Here is a 2,187-nt window from a genome sequence, read left to right on the forward strand (position 1 = left end):
CCTAAGCCTTGGCCGCACTCCCCGCAAACCGCGTGATCAAACGCTGCGCTTGAACGACGCCAGCAGCGCTCCGGCGGCGATGAACAGCGCGCCGAAAGTCCGATTCATGATCTTGATGTGATGGCTGGAGCGCAGCGCCGACAAGACCTTGGCGGCCAGCGCCGTGTAGCCAGCCATCACCACCAGATCGGTGAAGCCCAGCGTCGCGGCAATGACCAGATACTGCTGCGTCAGGTCGGCCTTCAGGTCGAGGAACTGCGGCACCACCGCCAGCAAAAACACCGTGCCCTTGGGGTTGACGGCGTTGATGCCCCAGCCGCGCAAGACCAGTTGCCGGCGCGTGACCAGCGCGGCATTGCTATTGCTGGCGACCATCGGCGTGGCCGGCGCCCGCCACTGCTGCACGCCCAAATAGACCAGGTAGGCGACGCCCAAGTACTTGACCACGGCGAAGCCGATGCTGGAGGTGGCGATCAGGGCGCCCAGGCCGGCGCCGACCAGCAGGATCTGGGTCAGGATGCCCAGGATCAGCCCAAACGTGGTGAAGTAGCCGCGCCTGAAGCCATGGTTCAGGCCCGAGCTCATCGCCGCGATGGCACCGGCGCCGGGTGACAGGCTGATGGCCCAGGAGGCGGCGAAGAAGGCAAGCCAAGTTGAAAATTCCATCGTCACACACTCCAAAACTAGCCATCCAGCGGCCTTTGTAGCACGGCTCAATGGCTGGGGTTCAAGGCATCCAGCCCATGCATGCCGTAGAGGCCGTAAAGCCGCTCACTCGGCACCTGCGCCATCCAGCTCTTGTCGGCCTCCACACCGACCACCGCTTACTCGCGCTGCGTGGTGTCATAGCGAATCAGCTGCGACTTGAGCTGCCCCTGCTATCGGCCAGCGCCATCACCAGCGGGCATTGCAGGCTGGCGCCGCGCCGCAGCACCACCACCGTCAGATCGCCATTGGCCAGGCGCAGCAAATCGCCCGGCGGGTACATGCCGAATTCCTTGATCAGCGAGGCCGCCATGGCACTGCCGCGGGACTGCTCGTAAACCTGGTGCGCCGCGGTCTTGATTTACAGCGCCGGCCGGCCGATGCGCGAGCTGATGTTGGTGCAGAAAGATAGCCGCATTCAAGCTGCTTGTTGCGGTTGCATCAATAAATTGGCCATCATGCCGACGGTCTGAAAACCCATCAGCGCCTCCGCGCGCTGCAAGCTGGTGGTATTGCCGCCACCGGCCGAGCGGTAACAGGCCGCCTTGTTTCGCATCAAGCGCACCGAATCCTTCATCGAGGCAAAGTCGGCCTTGCTCGGCAGCGGCCTTGTCTTCGGCGTCCTGCTCGGCAGGCTCCACGGCTTCAGTGGCCTGCACATCGGGTGTTGCTGTATTCATTTTTTTGATCCCTGTAGACAGACCCGGGACCAACGGCAGTTTGGCTCAAAACCTAAAGCCCCACTTGCGGGGACAATCCCTGCCATGGCCAAAGAAAAGTCGATTTATACCTGCAGCGATTGTGGCGGCGTGAGCCCTAAATGGCTGGGCAAATGCCCGGCCTGTGGCGCCTGGAATACGCTGATTGAGGGCATTGCCGAACTGCCCGGCAGCGGCAAAAACAACCGCTATCAGGCCTTGGCCAAAAGCCAGCCGGTCGCCACGCTGAGCGAGATCGAAGCCACCGACTTCGAGCGCACGCCCACCGGCCAGGAGGAGCTGGACCGCGTCTTGGGCGGCGGCATCGTCGCCGGCGGCGTGGTCTTGATCGGCGGCGACCCCGGCATCGGCAAGTCGACGCTGCTCTTGCAGGCGATCGACGATCTGTCCCACAAGCTGCCGGTCTTGTACGTGACCGGCGAAGAATCGGGTGCGCAGATCGCGATGCGCTCGCGCCGCCTGGGGCTGGCCGGCACCCGCGTGCGCGTGCTGGCCGAGATCAGCCTGGAGAAAATCCTCGCCACCTTGGAGATTGAGAAGCCGGCCTTTTGCGTCATCGACTCGATCCAAACGCTGTACTCCGAGCATCTCAGCTCGGCGCCCGGCTCGGTCGCCCAAGTGCGCGAATGCGCGGCCCAGCTGACCCGCACCGCCAAGTCCAGCGGCTGCGCCATCGTCTTGGTCGGCCACGGCGCCGTGGGCAATTCTCTACTCTCGAAAACTCTGGCCGCAGGACGTCATGATCCTCTTTCTTGTCTTCCTG

Annotated in this window: 4 protein-coding genes; 1 reads left to right on the forward strand and 3 read right to left on the reverse strand. The window is 63.5% G+C overall.

Translation table 11 applies throughout. The annotated features are described in order from the left end of the window. Positions 1-36: 36 nt before the first annotated feature. The 3 genes from RMO57_RS16715 to RMO57_RS16725 all read right to left on the reverse strand — a co-directional run bounded on the left by RMO57_RS16715 (position 37) and on the right by RMO57_RS16725 (position 1,366). The gene (locus RMO57_RS16715) at positions 37-666 is read right to left on the reverse strand and encodes a LysE family transporter (protein ID WP_310388524.1); all 630 of its coding nucleotides are present in this window, start codon (positions 664-666) and stop codon (positions 37-39) included. Between the two features lie 187 nt (positions 667-853). Next, entirely contained in the window at positions 854-1,018 is a 165-nt protein-coding gene (locus tag RMO57_RS16720) for a hypothetical protein (RefSeq protein WP_310388526.1), read from the reverse strand. A gap of 105 nt (positions 1,019-1,123) precedes the next feature. Next, positions 1,124-1,366: a hypothetical protein gene (locus RMO57_RS16725; RefSeq protein ID WP_310388528.1), complete on the reverse strand. Its 243-nt coding sequence runs from the start codon at positions 1,364-1,366 to the stop codon at positions 1,124-1,126. A 103-nt stretch (positions 1,367-1,469) separates the two neighbouring features. Here RMO57_RS16725 and RMO57_RS16730 point away from each other — a divergent pair. After that, the coding region (locus tag RMO57_RS16730; RefSeq protein ID WP_310388529.1) for an AAA family ATPase at positions 1,470-2,187 on the forward strand (718 nt) is incomplete at its 3' end.

This window comes from Roseateles sp., assembly GCF_031397715.1.
GTDB lineage: Bacteria > Pseudomonadota > Gammaproteobacteria > Burkholderiales > Burkholderiaceae_C > Paucibacter_A.